Genomic DNA, 15,433 nt, shown 5'->3' on the forward strand with positions numbered 1-15,433 from the left:
CGATGAAATTAGGCCGCCGCCTTCACCGTTGGCGACTTCTTCAGCGGGATGCGAACCGACACGATCGTGCCGGCGCCTTCGGTCGAGCGGATCTTCAGCGCGCCGCCCTGAAGTTCTGCCAGCGACCGCGAGATAGCCAGCCCGAGGCCCGAGCCGGTGTGGTTCTTGGAGAACTGGTTCTGCACCTGCTCGAACGGCCGCCCGAGCTTGCTCAGCGCCTGTTTCGGGATGCCGCAGCCATTGTCCTCGATGGTGAGCACCAGCGCGCCCGAGGCGTTGCGCGCCCGCACCATGATATGGCCGCCCTGTCCGGTGAACTTCACCGCGTTGGAGAGAAGGTTTATGGCGATCTGCTTGATCGCGCGGCGGTCAGCGTAGAGCCGCATCGAGTCGGCGATGCGCGTCTCCACCGTGATCGACTTTTCCGCCGCCTGCAGCGAGATGACGCGAACCGTCTCCTTGATCAGCGGACAGAGGTCGATCTCCTCGCGGTCGAGCGAGAACTGGCCGGCCTCGATCTTCGACATGTCGAGTATGTCGTTGATGACGCCGAGCAGGTATTTGCCGCTGCCGTTGATGTCGCTGGCATATTCCTCGTAGCGCTCGGAGCCGAGCGGCCCGAACAGGCCCTGCTGCATCAGCTCGGAGAAGCCGATGACGGCGTTGAGCGGCGTGCGCAATTCATGCGACATGTTGGCGAGGAATTCTGACTTGGCCCGGTTGGCCGCCTCGGCGCGCTCGGTCTCCTTCATGTATTTGCGGTTGAGCTCGACCAACTCCTTGGCGCGTTCCTCCTCGGCGCGGCGGGCGAGGCTGAGATCGTGGATCGTCGCCATCAGGCGCCGCTCGCTGTCGACCAGCTTTTCCTGGTGCAGCTTGATCTGGGTGATGTCGGAGCCGACCGAGACGATGCCGCCGTCGCGGGTCCTGAGCTCGTTGACCTGAAGCCAGCGGCCGTCGGCAAGCTGGCGCTCCAGCGTGACACCGCCGTGCGGACCATTGGCATTGGCCAGCCTGCGCTCCGAGGCGAAGGCCAGCATGCGCTCCTCCAGCATGTCGCGGGTGGCGCCCGGCACCACGTCGCGGTCCGAGAGCCCGTTGTCCTTCTGGAATTTGGAGTTGCACATGATCAGCCGCTCGGCGGCATCCCACAGCACGAAGGATTCGTTGATGTTCTCGATCGCGGTCCTCAGCCGCATGTCCGCCGCTTCCGAGCGCAGCGCCAGATGCCGCTGCTCGGTGACGTCGACGGCGATGCCGATCAGTTGTATCTCAGGCGCCTCCGGGTCGATCACCTGGGCGCGGGCGCGCATCCACACCCACTGCCCGTCGGCATGGCGCATGCGGAACACCTGGTCGATATGGTCGATCTCGCGCTCGACGATGCGGTTCGCGAGCTCGAAGAGATCGCCGTCGTCCGGATGGATGATCTCGGCGACCTCGCCGAAAGAAAGCATGGAGTCGCAGGGCTCGTAGCCCAGCATGTCGTACATCGAGCGCGACCAGTACATCTTGCCGCGCACCATGTCCCAGTCCCACAGGCCGCAGCGGCCGCGAACCAGCGCCATGTCGATGCGCTGATGCGCTTCGAGATAGATACGGTCGGCGGCCTGGGCGCGCGCCGCCTGGCCGAAATAGGCATAGAGGATGACGATCAGCACGCCTGCCGTCAGCACGAACAGCGTGACATTGAGCGACACTGTCTTGCGCCAGCTGTCGAACACCGCCTCCTTGGGCACCAACACCGCCGCGGCGTTCTTGCGGTCGCCTGTGAGACTGACGGCGGCAAGCCAGTCCTTGCCAGCGATGCTGACATCCATCACGCCGGCGCGGTCGCCGAACATGAACAGCGGCTGGCCGCCGAGCACGATGCCGTCCAGCGAGCGTCCCTGCCAGCCGGTCGACAATGGCGATACGGCGACGATCTTGAAGGCGCCGTCGGTGATGGCCAGGACATGGCTGCGGCCCATGGCGCCCTGGCGGCTGGTGTTCTCCAGGAGGTCCATGGCATTGGCGCCGGCCGTGTTCGGGTCCGCGGTGATCGCCTGCGCCATCTGGCCGGCAGCGAGCGCCAGCACCGCTTTGGCGTCGCGTTCGACCTCGTCGCGGTCGTTCACCAGCGACAGGAAACGAAGTGCTGCGATGACGATTAGGAAGATGATGATCAGCGCGGGGATCGAGCGGCGCAGCAACGGCTCCGCCGCCAGCAGCCGCTGGTAGGCGGGCTCGGCGATCAGGCGCGCATTGCCGGCAAGCGCGTCGCCCCTTGCCTCGCGACGCGCAAAAGCCTTCCCTCCGGGCGCGCCCCACGCGTCCGTCTTGGCCATAAATGGCACTCCCCGATTTGCCGCACACTTGACGACCCGGCTACGCCGCACGCCCGAATCGTCATTAAAGAATCAAAGGTGATTCGCCTTGTCCAGAGGCGCGGCCAAAAAAGATTAAAAATCGAATAAAATATCGACTGTTCTGACCCGCTTCATCCAATCGGCAAGCGGTGTCGTCAGGGGCGATAGCGCAACGCGTCGACCAGCAGGGCGAAGGCCGGCGAGGGTTGGCGGCGGCTCGGGTAGTAGAGATGATAGCCGGGGAAGGGCGGGCACCAGTCCGCCAGGACCCGCACGAGTTCTCCGCCCGCCAGATATCGCATTGCTTGATCCTCCGGCAAATAGGCGAGGCCGGAACCGGCGAGCACCGCGTTCAACCTTAGCGCCGCGGTATTGAATACAAGTTGTCCTTCGACCCGCACCTTGAGCTGACGGCCCGCTTTCTCGAATTCCCAGGCATAGATCCCGCCATAGGTCGGCAGGCGCAGGTTGATGCAATTGTGGCCCGTCAGGTCCTGTGGCGTTCGCGGCGGCTTGTGGTTAGCGAAATAGACAGGCGCGCCAACGACCGCCATGCGCATCTCGGGGCCGACCCGCACGGCGATCATATCCTTCGCCACCTGCTCGCCAAGCCGGATGCCGGCATCGTAGCGCTCGGCGACGATATCGGCCAGGCCATAATCGACGATGACCTCGATCTTGATGTCCGGATAGTCCGGTAAGAGCCTGGCAAGGGCCGGCCACAGGATGGTCTCGGCCGGATGCTCGCCGGCCGTGATGCGGATGGTGCCGGCGGGTTTTTCCCTGAGCTCGCTCAGCGCGGCGAGTTCGGCCTCGATCTCGTCGAAGCGCGGGCCGACGCCGACCAGAAGGCGCTCACCTGCCTCGGTCGGCGAGACGCTGCGTGTCGTGCGTGTCAAAAGCCTCAGTCCCAGCCTCGCCTCGAGCGCACGTATGGTGTGGCTCAAGGCCGATTGCGACACGCCAAGCTTCGCCGCGGCCCGGGTGAAGCTGCGCTCGCGCGCGACAGCCAGGAAGGCGAGCAAATCATTGACGTTCTCGCGGGCCACTCATGAATCCTCTTCATAGGCTCATGCGAATTCTAGCGTCTAATCGCATAGAGATGCACGCGCTAAATGTCAGCCGAAAGCAGTCGCGAGCACAAATATCCCAGCGAAGCACTGCGCCGCGCCAAGCAAGGACATCGCATGGACATCGAACAAGCCGGCTCGCGAGCCGCCGCATCCGGAACGTACAAGACGGCGATCCTGTCGGTCATCCTGGTCAGTTACCTGATGATCGTTCTCGATATCTCGATCGTCATCACCGGCCTGCCGAAGATCAGGGAAAGCCTTTCCTTCTCCGCCACCGAGCTTTCATGGGTGCAGAGCACCTATACGCTCGCCTTCGGCGGCCTGCTTCTGCTCGGCGCCCGTGCCGGCGATATGCTGGGGCGTCGCCGCATGTTCCTGTACGGGCTGGCGCTTTTCACCGCCGCTTCACTTGCCATTGGCCTGGCGCAGACCTCCGCCTGGATGCTTGGCGCCCGCGCCGTGCAGGGCGCCGGCGCGGCGATCCTGGCGCCGACAACGCTTGCGCTGCTGTCGACCACTTTCCGCGAAGGCGAAGAGCGCACCAAGGCGCTCGCCGCCTATTCGATGACGGCGGGCGTCGGCGCGAGTCTCGGGCTGGTACTCGGCGGCATTTTCGCCGACTGGCTCTCCTGGCGCGTCGGCTTCTTCATGAACGTGCCGATCGGCATCGCGCTGATAGTTGCCGCAAGCCGTGTGCTGACGGAGACGGAGCGCCGCACCGGCGCCTTCGATCTCCTGGGCGCGATCAGCTCTACGCTCGGCATGACGGCGCTGGTCTATGGCATCGTCCGCTCCGCCGATGCCGGCTGGCATGATGCCGTCACGCTTTCGGCGATCGTCGCCGGCCTCGTGCTGCTGGTGCTCTTCATCCTCAACGAGGCGCGAGCCAGCCAACCGATTCTGCCGCTCAGGCTCTTCGCCAGCCGCCAGCGCTCGGGCGCCTATTTGGCGCGCATGCTCTTCCTCGGCGCCATGGTCGGGTTCTTCTTCTTCTCGACCCAGCTGATGCAAGGCGTGCTCGGTTACTCGCCTTTCCGTGCAGGTCTCGGCTTCCTGCCGATGACGCTGCCGACCTTCGCTGCGGCGATGGCCGTTCCGGCCTTCACCAGGCGACTCGGCAATGCCGGGCTGCTGTGCCTGGCATTGGCACTGTCGGCCGCCGGCATGCTCTGGCTTGGCCAGGCGCGTGTCGGCACCGGCTTCGTCAACGGTATCGCGCTGCCGATGATCCTGATTGGCCTGGGCAACGGTTTTGCCCTCGGTCCGCTGACCGTCGCCGGTGTTGCCGGCGTGGCCGAAAGAGACGCCGGCGCCGCCTCCGGGCTTGTCAATGTCGCTCACCAGCTCGGCGGCACACTGGGGCTCGCCGTGCTGGTGGTCATCTTCGCCTCATCGGGCAACGGCACCCTCGACGGCCGCGACCTGCTCGCCAACCGCATCGCGGTTTCGATCACCAGTGCCGCCGCCATGCTCGCCCTGGCGCTGCTGCTGGTGCTGGCGCTCGTCGCGCGGCCGCGTATCGGCGCTCCGCAGGTCGCGTCGACCTGAGATCAACCTCGCACCATTTCCGAACAAGGAGAAAGTCAATGCAAACGCGCAGACTTGGAAACAGCAATCTGGAGGTCTCGGCCCTCGGCCTCGGCTGCATGGGCATGAGCGGCCTCTATGGGCAACCGGGCGACACCGGAGAAATGATCGCCCTGATCCACGCGGCGGTGGATCGCGGCGTCACGATGTTCGATACGGCCGAAGCCTACGGTCCGTTCATCAACGAGGAACTGGTCGGCGAGGCGCTCGCGCCGGTCCGCGACCGGGTCGTCATCGCCACAAAATTCGGCTTCGATATCGATCTGGACACCGGCGCGCGACGCGGCGGGACCAACAGCCGTCCCGAGCATGTGAAGGCCGTCGCCGAGGCGTCGCTGAAGCGGCTGAGGACCGACCGCATCGACCTGTTCTACCAGCACCGCGTCGATCCCAACGTGCCGATCGAGGAGGTGGCCGGCGCCGTCAAGGACCTGATCGCGGAAGGCAAGGTTAGGCATTTCGCCCTCTCGGAGGCTGCCGCCACAACCATCCGCCGGGCTCACGCCGTGCAACCGGTAACGGCGGTCCAGAGCGAATATTCGCTCTGGTGGCGAGGCCCCGAAGAAGAAATCTTGCCGACCTTGGAAGAACTCGGCATCGGCTTCGTGCCGTTCAGTCCTCTGGGTGCGGGCTTTCTTACCGGCAAGATCGATGAAAATACCAGGTTCGACAGTTCGGACTTCCGCAACAACGTGCCCCGCTTCACGCCCGAAGCGTTGAAGGCCAACATGGCGCTGGTCGATCTGGTGCGCCAGGTGGCGGCGAAAAAAGGGGCCACGCCGGCTCAGATCGCGCTCGCCTGGCTGCTGGCGCAAAAGCCATGGATCGTGCCAATCCCGGGCACCAAGAGACTCGATCGCCTGGAGGAAAACCTGGGTGCGGCTTTGGTGGAACTCACGGCGCGCGATCTCGAGGAGATCGACGCGGCTGCCTCGCAGATCGCGCTGGAGGGAGCACGCCTGCCTGAAAACGTCCTCAAGATGACCGGCCTTTGAGCTTGGGACCGCCGGCCGTGGGCGCGCGTCCGCCGTGACGGTACGAGGCACCCGCTACCCGGCCGGAGCGTCGGTCGATGAGAAAGGAAACGAGATGAGCCAGTTAAACCGAATGTCGAGACGAGGTGCGCTGATGAGTGCGCTTGCACTGCCCCTCGGGGCCGGGTTGAGCCTGCCCGCCGGCGCATCGACGGCGCGGCGGGCGGGCGACACCAAGGTGCTGGTGGCTTACTACACCCGCACCGGTAACACGCGTGTCATTGCGGGCCAGATCGGCAGGGCTCTCGGCGCCGACGTCTTCGAAATCCGGACCGCCGATCCTTACCCGGAAGATTACGAGGAACAGGTCGCCGTGGCGCAACAGCAGCGAGACTCGGGCTTTGAGCCGCTGCTCGCCGCCACCGTGCCGGATGTCAAATCCAACGAAACGGTCTTCCTCGGATTCCCTATCTGGGGGATGACCGCGCCCTCGGTGATCCGCTCCTTCCTGTCGCAGCACGATCTGTCCGGCAGGACGTTGGTGCCGTTCATCACCCATGGCGGCTACGGCCTGGGCCAGAGCCTCGACGTCCTTGCCGAACATGCGCCACGGGCGCGGCTGGTCGAAGGCTTTTCCAAACAGTGCGATCAGGAGCGCGAGACGCTGCAGGAGGTCACGAACTGGCTCGGCCGAATCAACGTGCGGGGCTGAGCCAGAGCGCAAACCGGCCGAAACGTCGAACGCTATGCCAGCGTGCGCTCCACGATGTCGCGCAAATCGGCCGACAGGTTGTCGGCATTCGCAATCTGCAGCAGCGCCTGCCTTGCCTTGTCCTGCCGGATCGGTTCCAGCGAGCGCCAGGACCGCAGCGCCGTCGCCAGCCTTGCCGCCACTTGCGGATTGCGCTTCTCGACCTCAAGCACGGTCTCGGCGAAGAAGCGATAGCCCTGGCCGTCGGCGCGGTGGAAGCCGGTCTGGTTGGCGCTGGAGAAGGTGCCGATCAGCGCTCGCACCCGGTTGGGATTGGCGATCGAGAAGGCGGGATGCTGCGTCAGCGCGCGCACCTTTTCGACGGTCCGCGCGCCGGGCACGCCGGCCTGGATCTGGAACCATTTGTCGAGCACCAGCGCATCGCCGCGATATCTGGTCTCGAAAGTTGCCAGCGCCTCCTCCGCCTGGCGAGCGCCGGCATGGCGGTGTGCCAGCACGGTGAGCGCCGCGGCACGATCGGTCATGTTGGTTGCCCCGCGGAAATGCGCGGCGGCAAGTGCCGCGCCCTCAGGCAGCAGCGAAAGGTAATCGAGCAGGATGTTGCGCAATGCACGCCGTCCGGCGCTCGCCGCGTCGGGCGTGAATGGCCCCTTGTCGGCGAGGCTGTCATAGAGCGCCGAGAAGACCTCGCGGTTTGCGGCGGCGATCGTCCGCGCCAGCGCCTCGCGCGCGGCGAAGATGGCGTCGGGGTCGATGCCCTTGCCGATGTCGCGGGCAATGTCGGACTCGCCGGGAAGCGACAGCGCCAGCGCCCGGTAGGCCGGCTCCAGCGTCTCGTCGCCGGCGATCCTGCCGGCAAGCTCGGCGAGCCGCGCTGCGAAGGCCGGCTCCTTGTCGCCCAGCACCTGGCGGAAGGCCGCGATCAGCGCGTCGGTGAGCAGTGTGTTGAACGCCTGCCAGCGCGAGAAAGAGTCGCTGTCATGGCTGGCGAGGAAGAACTGGTCGTCGGCCTTCTGCTGTACCGAAAGCGTGATCGGCGCCGAGAAGCCGCGATTGAGGGACACCGCGGGGCGCTCGGAGACGCCCGAGAAGTGCACCACGTGCCGCCGCTTGCGGACATGGATGACGCCGTCCTCGACCGTGGCGCCCTCGACGGCTGCCCAAGCGACAGGCTTGCCGCCGGCGCCGACCAACCCGAAGGCCAACGGGATGTGCATCAGGCGCTTGCGGCTTTCCGACGGCGTCGGCGGCACCGACTGCTCGATCTCCAGCGTGAACGCCTTGGCCGCTGCATTGTAGGAGGAACTTACCGTCAGGTTCGGCGTGCCGGCCTGGTGGTACCAGAGCGCGAATTGCGCGAGGTCTCGGCCCGTGACATCCTCGAACACCTTGAGGAACTCCTCGATCGTCGCCGCCTGGCCGTCATGCCGTTCGAAATAGAGGTCCATGCCGGCGCGGAACGCCTCCGATCCAAGGATGGTGCGTATCATGCGTACCACTTCCGAGCCTTTCTCGTAGACGGTCGCCGTGTAGAAGTTGTTGATCTCGCGGTAGCGGCGCGGCCTGACCGGATGCGCCAGCGGCCCCTGGTCCTCGGGGAATTGGTGCGCGCGCAGCGTGCGCACCTCGGCAATGCGCTTCACCGCCCGCGAGCGCTGGTCGGCCGAGAATTCATGGTCGCGGTAAACGGTGAGCCCCTCCTTCAGGCAAAGCTGGAACCAGTCGCGGCAAGTGATTCTGTTGCCTGTCCAATTGTGGAAATACTCATGCGCGATGATCGCCTCGATATTGGCGAAGTCGGCGTCGGTCGCGGTCTCCTCGTCGGCCAGCACATATTTGTCGTTGAAGACGTTGAGGCCCTTGTTTTCCATCGCGCCCATGTTGAAGTCCGACACGGCGACGATGTTGAAGACGTCGAGGTCGTATTCGCGGCCGAAAACTTCCTCGTCCCACTTCATCGAGCGCTTCAGCGCATCCATCGCATAGCCGGCGAGCCGTTCCTTGCCGGGCTCGACATAGATGCCGAGCTGGACCTCGCGGCCGGACATGGTGGTGAAGCTGCCCGCCACCTTGCCGAGCGCGCCGGCTACCAGCGCGAAGAGATAGGAGGGCTTCGGGAAGGGGTCATGCCAGACGGCATAGTGCCGGCCGTCGGCCAGCACGCCGCTTTCGACAGGATTGCCGTTCGATAGAAGCAGCGGCGCCTCGCTGTGCGCCGCCTCGATGCGCACGGTGTAGACCGACAGGATGTCCGGCCGGTCGAGGAAATAGGTGATGCGGCGAAAACCCTCGGCCTCGCATTGCGTGCAATAGACATTGTTGGAGCGGTAAAGGCCCGTCAGGGCCTCGTTGCTGGACGGCGCGATCTCGGTCTCGAGACGAAGCTCGAAGCGTTGCGCCGCCGGCGTCGGAATGGTCAGCCGCTCCGGCGTCGCCTGGTACTCTGCCGGCGCGAGCGCGTGCCCTTCGATCGCAATATCGAGCAAGGTCAGCCCATCGCCGTCGAGCACCAGCGGCGCGGCAGCGGTCACGCCTTGGCGCCGCTCGACGGTGAGCACGGTGGTGACGCGCGTTGCATCCGGTGACAGGCGGAAATCGAGACTGATCCGCGGAACGAGATAGTCGCTGGGGCGGTAGTCTTCGAGCTTGAAGACATGGCCGGTATCGATGCGCATTCCGTTGGTTTTCCTGTCGATTTTCGGGCGGATAGCGGGCGTCGCTGTTTCAAGAATTCCGAGGTCCGCGCTCTTTACACGAAACGGTCACTCGACAAAACTGCGGCAGGGTCTATTTCTGGGCCTCGTTTCCGACCATTGTCACGAGGCAAGATGACCGTCGATCATGGCGTCGGCCACAACACGCTGCGTGGCATTGCACTGAAGATCGTCTCCGTGACGGTCTTCGTCGGCATGCAGACCTGCATCAAGGCGGCCGGCGACGTGCCCGCCGGGCAGATCGTCTTCTTCCGCTCATTCTTCGCCATCTTCCCGATCGTCGCCTTCCTGGCGCTCAAGGGACAACTCGGCACAGCCTTCACCACGAAACGGCCGCTCAACCACATCGCGCGCGGCGTTGTTGGCGTCGGCGCCATGGGCCTTGGCTTCTTCGCGCTGACCAGGCTGCCGCTTCCCGAAGCGATCACGCTGAACTATGCCCAGCCGCTGCTGGTCGTGGTGTTCTCCTCGATCTTCCTCGGCGAGACGATCCGCGTCTATCGCTGGAGCGCGGTCGCCGTCGGCCTTATCGGCGTGCTCATCATCTCCTGGCCGGAACTGACGCTCTTGAATTCCGACGAGGCGCTGGACGACCAGGAAGTGCTGGGCGTCATGGCGGCCCTGATCGCCGCGGCGATCTCGGCCGTCGCCATGCTTCTGGTGCGCAATCTCGTGCAGACCGAGAAGACGGCGACCATCGTGCTGTGGTTCTCCGCGACGGCGAGCGTGCTGGCGCTGCTCACATTGCCTTTCGGTTGGCAGGCGCTGACGCCGATGCAAGCCGCGCTCCTCGTCATGGCCGGCTTCTGCGGCGGGCTCGGCCAGATCCTGATGACCGCCGCCTACCGCCATGCCGAGGCGTCCGTCGTGGCGCCGTTCGAGTACACTTCGATGATCCTCGGCGTCGTCATCGGCTATTTCGTCTTCAGCGACGTGACGTCGCAGAACACGCTGATCGGCGGCGTGATCGTGGTCGCCGCCGGCATCTTCATCATCTGGCGCGAACGGCAACTGGGCCTGGAGCGCACGCGAACGAGAAGGGCGGCGCCGCCGCAAGGATAAGGCTACGAAGCCGCAGCCCGCTCCTTCGCCAGCCGCACCAGCACTGTCCGCGTCTGCTCGTCGGCGGGGAAGAAGGATTCGATCGCCAGTTCCGACAGCGTGACGTCGAGCGGCGTGCCGAACACCGTGATGGTGCTGATGAAGGACAGCACCGCATCGCCATGCGCGAGCCGCAGCGGATGGACGATGCCGCTCGGCTCGACCGGCGCCGGCCGGCTGCTCGTCAGCCCCGATGGATAGGCGCGCAGCTCGCGTTCCAACTCGATCAGCGTCGGGTCGCCGGTGGCGTCGTTCTGATGCTTCAGCCGCTCCAGCAGATGCGCTCGCCATTCCGCGAGATTGACGATGCGCGGCGCGACACCGCCAGGATGCAGGCTGAGCCTCAGCACGTTGACCGGCGGCTTGAGCAGCGACGGCTCCGAGACATCGGCGAGGAACGGGCCGATGGCGGCGTTCGCCGAAACGAGATTCCAGTGCCGGTCGACCGCCAGCGCAGGGAAGGGCTCGTGTCCTCGAAGCACCGTCTCGACCGCAGCCATCGCCGGCGCCAGCGTCGCATGGTCAACGGCTTCTCGCTGAAGCTTGGTGCGAAGCCCGCAGCGAGCAAAAGCTGGTTGCGTTGGCGCAGCGGGATCGCAAGCTGCTTGGCCAGATGCAGCACCATCTCACGCGAGGGCTGGGCGCGGCCGCTTTCGACGAAGGAAAGATGCCGCTGCGAGATGTCGGCTTCCATGGCAAGGTCGAGCTGGCTCATGCGCCGGCGCGTGCGCCACTCGCGAATGAGGCTTCCGGCGGAGGTTTCGGATGTGGTCATCGGGGCAGGACTAAGGCGGCGAGAGGAGCAATTCAATTACCTGGGAGGTTATGGCACCCCCTTCTCCCCTTGTGGGAGAAGGTGTCGCCGAAGGCGACGGATTAGGGGTGTTGGACGGAGTAAGACGATGGATACTTGGCACGATGCATCTTGGTAACCGAAGTCGCGCCAAGCTGGAACACCCCTCATCCGTCTCGGCCCTGCGCGCCGATCCACCTTCTCCCACAGGGGGGACAAGGGAAAGCGCTCACCCCAATTCCCTCAGCTTCGCCTTCACCTCGAGGAAATCCCGCCAGGCCAGCTTCTTGTGCGCCGGCGTCCTCAATAGATAGGCCGGGTGCAGCGTCGGCATGGCGGGAATGGCGATACCCGAGCCGGTCGTGTGGACACGCCAGTTGCCGCGTAGCCTGAGTATCCCTTCCGTGGTGTTGAGCAGCGTCTTCGCCGATGGGCCGCCGAGATTGACCAGCACCTTCGGATTGACCAGCTCGATCTGCCTTTCGATGAACGGGCGGCAGATCTCGGTCTCATGCGGCGTCGGCGTGCGGTTGCCCGGCGGCCGCCACGGGATGACGTTGGCGATATAGGCCGAATTCCGGTCGAGGCCGATCGCCGCCAGCATGCGGTCGAGCAGCCGTCCGGAGCGGCCGACGAAGGGCAGGCCTTCGAGGTCCTCGTCGCGGCCTGGCGCCTCGCCGACGAGCATCAGGTCGGCATTCGGGTTGCCGTCGGCGAAGACCAGGTTCTTGGCGGTGAGTTTGAGGTTGCAGCCGTCGAAGGCCGCCATGTGCTGGCGCAATTCTTCGAGCGTGGAGGCGCTTGCCGCGAGCTGCCGCGCGAGCATGATCTGTCCCTCATCGGGGACCGTCGCCGTGGTGAGGGTCGGACGCCTCGGCGCGTCAGGCACTTGGCTTGCGTCCAGCCCGGGTGATGCAGCCGGCCGTTCCGCCGCCCGGCTTGCGTCAAAGCCGGGCTCCGATGCCGGCCGCTGCTGGGGCCTGCTCTCGCGTACGGGCGCGGCCGCGGCCGGCGCGCGTTCGGCTGGCTTCGGCTTGACCTCGGCGAACCGGTTGATGGGCGTGTCTTGCAACGCCTCGTCAACGCCGGCGCTGGCATAGAAGGCAAGCAATTCGGCGATATCGATCGGGTTGTTGGGGGAGGCGACGGTCATGGCGGCACCATCGTCCCCGCGGCGAGGATTTGCAAGGTTGGGCTGCGTTAGCCGCGTTGAAGAATGCTGAGATTCAGGTCAGGCCGCGCCGGAGTCAACGACGGACGCGAAGCGACCAAAAGGGTGGCTTCCGAGAACCGGAGCGGAGCGTACTTAAAGTACGTGAGCACCGGCCTACGCCGGCCGTAGCCTTAACTGCCACGCCCCTCATGAGTGCTTCGGCCAGCGAAGGCCGGAAGCGCAGGAAGCCGCCGTTTGCGGGCCGGCATCACCTGAATATCGGCATACTTCACCCCGTCGGTATGCGCGGATCCTGCACCAGGAAAAACGTCCAGCGCGGCGTGTAGTCGGTGATCAGGAACTCGAATGTCGCGGTCTTCAGCGGGTCGACCTTGCCGCTCTTGAACAGCAGCCGGTCGTAGGGTTCGAACTGGCGGTCGAAATCGGCGAAGTTGCTTGAGACGATGTTGTCGGGCGCCTTGTTGCGCTGGTCGAAGGACAGGCCGTCGCCGAACACGCTCGGCTGGTCGAGGATTTCCTGCAACTCGAACTGGAACTCGACCCAGGGCAGCGCGCTGTTGTTGAGCAGGTCGATGCGCATATACATGACGCCATTGGCCACGTCGCCGGCCTTTCCGAAGGCTTCGATCGGCTTGACGGCGCGGACGGTCAGCGTCACCGGTGTCGCCGAATTCAGCTCCTCGGTGATGACCAGCGGGTCATCCTTGGTGCCGATTCCAGACGCGCCGGTGATGCGGAAGCCGCCAAGCTCGTCGGAAAAGGAGTAGGCGCCGGCCGCCCACACCTTCTGCGGATCGGCCTGGGCGGCGCCAAGCGAAAAGAGGAGCGGAAGAACCGCGCGGCAGAGCATGCCGGGCGTGAAGAGTAAGCGCTTCAATGAAAAGCCGGTTGGCTCGGGAGTGCGCATGGGACCAAGTATTGCCGATAAGCAAGCCGTCGAACAATTAAAAAACGTGCGTCCACCGGCTTGCCTTTCGATCGGCTGGCCCTGTTGGATGCTTCGCCTGGCCTGATCGAATGGCCCTGAATCGCCGGAAAGCCGCGACTTTTTGTCGAAATCGACGTTGTCACGTCAGCGCCGGTTTCGCGTCGCGAATTGATGCGCTATGCAGCGCGTGAGCCAGCAAAATGCGAGAACATGGCGAGCCAGCGAGGGGCAGATGAGCGAAATCGAACGCGAGAGCATGGAATTCGACGTGGTGATCGTCGGCGCCGGTCCAGCCGGCCTTGCCGCCGCCATCCGTCTGAAGCAGCTCAACCCCGACCTTTCCGTCGTCGTGCTGGAAAAGGGCGGCGAGGTCGGCGCCCACATCCTGTCCGGCGCCGTCGTCGATCCGATCGGCATCGACCGCCTGCTGCCTGGCTGGCGCGACGAGGAGGGCCACCCGTTCAAGACGCCGGTGACCGATGATCATTTCCTGGTGCTTGGGCCCGCCGGCGCGTTCCGCCTGCCCAATTTCCTGATGCCGCCGCTGATGAACAATCACGGCAACTACATCGTCTCGCTCGGCAATGTCTGCCGCTGGCTGGCGACCAAGGCCGAGGCGCTCGGCGTCGAGATCTATCCGGGCTTTGCCGCGGCAAGCCTCGTCTACAACGATGCCGGCGCCGTCACCGGCGTGATCACCGGCGACATGGGCGTGGAGAAGGACGGCACGCATGGCCCGGCCTACGCGCCCGGCATGGCGCTGATGGGCAAATATGTGCTGATCGGCGAAGGCGCGCGCGGCTCTTTAGCCAAAGAGCTGATCGCGAAATACCGGCTTGCCGACGGCCGCGAGCCGGCCAAGTTCGGCATCGGCCTCAAGGAGCTCTGGCAGGTCAAGCCCGAGCACCACAAGCCGGGGCTGGTGCAGCATTCCTTCGGCTGGCCGCTCGACATGAAGACCGGCGGCGGCTCCTTCCTCTACCATCTGGAGGACAACCAGGTGGCGGTCGGCTTCGTCGTCCATTTGAACTACAAGAACCCGTATCTGTCGCCCTTCGAGGAGTTCCAGCGCTTCAAGACGCATCCGGCGATCAAAGGCACCTTCGAAGGCGCCAAGCGGATCGGCTATGGCGCCCGCGCCATCACCGAGGGCGGTTGGCAATCGGTACCGAAGCTGTCGTTCCCGGGCGGCGTGCTGATCGGCTGCGCGGCTGGCTTCGTCAACGTGCCGCGCATCAAGGGCTCGCACAATGCGGTTCTGTCCGGCATGCTGGCGGCCGAGCACGTCGCGGACGCCATCGCCGCGGGTCGGGCCAATGACGAGCTTACTTCCTATGAGCAAGCCTGGCGCGGCAGCGACATCGGCAAGGACTTGAAGAAGGTGCGCAACGTCAAGCCGCTGTGGTCGCGCTTCGGCACCATCGTCGGCGTCGGCATCGGTGGGCTGGACATGTGGCTGAATACGCTGTTCGGCTTCTCGCCCTTCGGCACGCTGAAGCATGGTAAGGCCGACTATGCGACGCTGGAACCGGCCGCAAAACACCAGAAGATCGCCTATCCGAAGCCGGACGGCGTGTTGACCTTCGACCGGCTCTCCTCTGTGTTCTTGTCCAATACCAACCATGAGGAAAACGAGCCGGTGCATCTCATCGTCGGCGACATGGCACTGTTGCAGCGTTCCGAGCACGATGTCTTCGCGGGTCCCTCGACCCGCTACTGCCCGGCCGGCGTTTACGAATGGGTGGACAAGGACGGCAACGCCGCCGCCGACCCCTCGGCCAAGGACGTGCGCTTCGTCATCAACGCGCAGAACTGCGTCCACTGCAAGACCTGCGACATCAAGGACCCGAACCAGAACATCAACTGGGTGCCGCCGCAAGGCGGCGAAGGCCCGGTCTATCAAGGCATGTAAGCCACGCGCCGGACCGGGCCGTCTCGATCGCCGCCCAGGGAGAGAGCCGGGGAGGGTCCGGTCTATCAGGGCATGTAGAGCGCAATTGCCAAAGGCTTGGCGTCGCAACCGCAGGGC

General features: G+C 65.0%; 10 protein-coding genes and 1 pseudogene. 5 read left to right on the plus strand and 6 right to left on the minus strand.

Annotated features, from left to right (window positions below; all coding sequences use genetic code 11):
- Positions 1-8: 8 nt before the first annotated feature.
- Both EH240_RS04540 and EH240_RS04545 read right to left on the minus strand, forming a co-directional pair.
- Complete coding sequence (locus EH240_RS04540) at positions 9-2,327, minus strand: PAS domain-containing sensor histidine kinase (protein WP_124996230.1); 2,319 nt, start codon at positions 2,325-2,327, stop codon at positions 9-11.
- A gap of 176 nt (positions 2,328-2,503) precedes the next feature.
- A complete protein-coding gene (locus EH240_RS04545) occupies positions 2,504-3,397 on the minus strand; it encodes a LysR family transcriptional regulator (protein WP_124996231.1) in 894 nt (297 codons plus the stop codon).
- A 138-nt stretch (positions 3,398-3,535) separates the two neighbouring features.
- Between EH240_RS04545 and EH240_RS04550 the strand changes: the two genes are divergently transcribed.
- The 3 genes from EH240_RS04550 (at position 3,536) to EH240_RS04560 (ending at position 6,694) form a co-directional block, all read left to right on the plus strand.
- Positions 3,536-4,969 carry an MFS transporter gene (locus tag EH240_RS04550; protein ID WP_124996232.1) on the plus strand — a complete coding sequence of 478 codons (1,434 nt, stop codon included), beginning with the start codon at positions 3,536-3,538 and terminating at the stop codon, positions 4,967-4,969.
- Positions 4,970-5,007: 38 nt separating this feature from the next.
- Entirely contained in the window at positions 5,008-6,003 is a 996-nt protein-coding gene (locus EH240_RS04555) for an aldo/keto reductase (protein WP_124996233.1), read from the plus strand.
- Positions 6,004-6,097: 94 nt separating this feature from the next.
- The gene (locus tag EH240_RS04560) at positions 6,098-6,694 is read left to right on the plus strand and encodes a flavodoxin (protein WP_124996234.1); all 597 of its coding nucleotides are present in this window, start codon (positions 6,098-6,100) and stop codon (positions 6,692-6,694) included.
- Between the two features lie 32 nt (positions 6,695-6,726).
- Here EH240_RS04560 and pepN read toward each other — a convergent pair whose 3' ends face one another.
- On the minus strand, positions 6,727-9,369 hold the full coding sequence (gene pepN, locus EH240_RS04565) for an aminopeptidase N (RefSeq protein WP_124996235.1): 2,643 nt from the start codon (positions 9,367-9,369) through the stop codon (positions 6,727-6,729).
- Between the two features lie 153 nt (positions 9,370-9,522).
- On the opposite strand from pepN, the gene EH240_RS04570 reads away from it, so the two are divergent.
- Positions 9,523-10,470, plus strand: coding sequence for a DMT family transporter (locus EH240_RS04570; RefSeq protein WP_124996236.1), 948 nt, complete (start codon positions 9,523-9,525; stop codon positions 10,468-10,470).
- 2 nt (positions 10,471-10,472) lie between these two features.
- Here EH240_RS04570 and EH240_RS04575 read toward each other — a convergent pair.
- The 3 genes and pseudogenes from EH240_RS04575 to EH240_RS04585 all read right to left on the minus strand — a co-directional run bounded on the left by EH240_RS04575 (position 10,473) and on the right by EH240_RS04585 (position 13,383).
- Positions 10,473-11,284, minus strand: a pseudogene (locus tag EH240_RS04575) (helix-turn-helix domain-containing protein).
- A 247-nt stretch (positions 11,285-11,531) separates the two neighbouring features.
- Positions 11,532-12,455 (minus strand): uracil-DNA glycosylase, encoded by a 924-nt coding sequence (locus EH240_RS04580; protein ID WP_124996237.1) that lies wholly within the window; start codon positions 12,453-12,455, stop codon positions 11,532-11,534.
- A 289-nt stretch (positions 12,456-12,744) separates the two neighbouring features.
- Positions 12,745-13,383: a hypothetical protein gene (locus EH240_RS04585; RefSeq protein ID WP_124996238.1), complete on the minus strand. Its 639-nt coding sequence runs from the start codon at positions 13,381-13,383 to the stop codon at positions 12,745-12,747.
- A 253-nt stretch (positions 13,384-13,636) separates the two neighbouring features.
- Between EH240_RS04585 and EH240_RS04590 the strand changes: the two genes are divergently transcribed.
- Positions 13,637-15,316 (plus strand): electron transfer flavoprotein-ubiquinone oxidoreductase, encoded by a 1,680-nt coding sequence (locus EH240_RS04590; RefSeq protein ID WP_124996239.1) that lies wholly within the window; start codon positions 13,637-13,639, stop codon positions 15,314-15,316.
- Positions 15,317-15,433: the final 117 nt, after the last annotated feature.

The organism is Mesorhizobium tamadayense (genome assembly GCF_003863365.1).
In the GTDB taxonomy this organism is placed as follows: domain Bacteria; phylum Pseudomonadota; class Alphaproteobacteria; order Rhizobiales; family Rhizobiaceae; genus Mesorhizobium; species Mesorhizobium tamadayense.

Excerpts from the sequence above, each read along its gene's own strand:
- EH240_RS04540 (WP_124996230.1), bottom strand. The coding sequence starts at position 2,327 with ATGGCCAAGACGGACGCGTGGGGCGCGCCCGGAGGGAAGGCTTTTGCG.
- EH240_RS04550 (WP_124996232.1), top strand. The coding sequence starts at position 3,536 with ATGGACATCGAACAAGCCGGCTCGCGAGCCGCCGCATCCGGAACGTAC.
- EH240_RS04555 (WP_124996233.1), top strand. The coding sequence starts at position 5,008 with ATGCAAACGCGCAGACTTGGAAACAGCAATCTGGAGGTCTCGGCCCTC.
- EH240_RS04560 (WP_124996234.1), top strand. The coding sequence starts at position 6,098 with ATGAGCCAGTTAAACCGAATGTCGAGACGAGGTGCGCTGATGAGTGCG.
- pepN (WP_124996235.1), bottom strand. The coding sequence starts at position 9,369 with ATGCGCATCGATACCGGCCATGTCTTCAAGCTCGAAGACTACCGCCCC.
- EH240_RS04570 (WP_124996236.1), top strand. The coding sequence starts at position 9,523 with ATGACCGTCGATCATGGCGTCGGCCACAACACGCTGCGTGGCATTGCA.
- EH240_RS04580 (WP_124996237.1), bottom strand. The coding sequence starts at position 12,455 with ATGACCGTCGCCTCCCCCAACAACCCGATCGATATCGCCGAATTGCTT.
- EH240_RS04585 (WP_124996238.1), bottom strand. The coding sequence starts at position 13,383 with ATGCGCACTCCCGAGCCAACCGGCTTTTCATTGAAGCGCTTACTCTTC.
- EH240_RS04590 (WP_124996239.1), top strand. The coding sequence starts at position 13,637 with ATGAGCGAAATCGAACGCGAGAGCATGGAATTCGACGTGGTGATCGTC.